Source organism: Sphingomonas sp. FUKUSWIS1 (assembly GCF_000733135.1).
Lineage (GTDB): Bacteria > Pseudomonadota > Alphaproteobacteria > Sphingomonadales > Sphingomonadaceae > Sphingomonas > Sphingomonas aerolata.
Genome location: NZ_JPJC01000236.1, coordinates 1 through 457 on the forward strand (window position 1 = coordinate 1; position 457 = coordinate 457).

Genomic DNA, 457 nt, shown 5'->3' on the forward strand with positions numbered 1-457 from the left:
CGCGGCAGATCGCCTCCAGCGTCGTGAAGCGGATCGCCTTGGCCTTCCCCGTCTTCAGGATCGACAGATTGGCGAGCGTGATGCCGACCGCCTCCGACAACTCGGTCAGCGTCATCCGCCGCGCATGCAGCATGGCGTCCAGGCTGACCGCGACCGGCATCAGACCGTCATCGCCAGGTCGTCGCGCATCCGCGCGCCGATCCGGAAGACGCGCGCAAGCACGAAGATCATCACGACCGCGATCCACCCGCCCAGCGACGGCGTCCATGAGGTCACGTCGAGCTTGAGCAGCGAGATCCAGCGGACCACGCCGCCAAAGGCGAGATCGAGGCATTGCAGCGCCAGCAGCGCCCAGCCAATCCGCGCGAGCCGCGTGGCATTGTCGTCGACGAACGGATCCCCCGCCTCGACCGTCGCGACGATGCGGAGCAGATTCGAGAAGATCGGATGCAGCGCG

2 protein-coding genes are annotated in these 457 nt (G+C 67.2%); both read right to left on the reverse strand.

The annotated features are described in order from the left end of the window. Positions 1-160: helix-turn-helix domain-containing protein (locus sphsw_RS14760; RefSeq protein ID WP_031441290.1), on the reverse strand; the 160-nt coding region annotated here is incomplete at its 3' end. Beyond that, positions 160-457, reverse strand: a 298-nt coding sequence (locus sphsw_RS14765; protein WP_031441291.1) for a DUF2975 domain-containing protein, incomplete at its 5' end; no start/stop codon positions are given. The genes sphsw_RS14765 and sphsw_RS14760, both read right to left, overlap by 1 nt.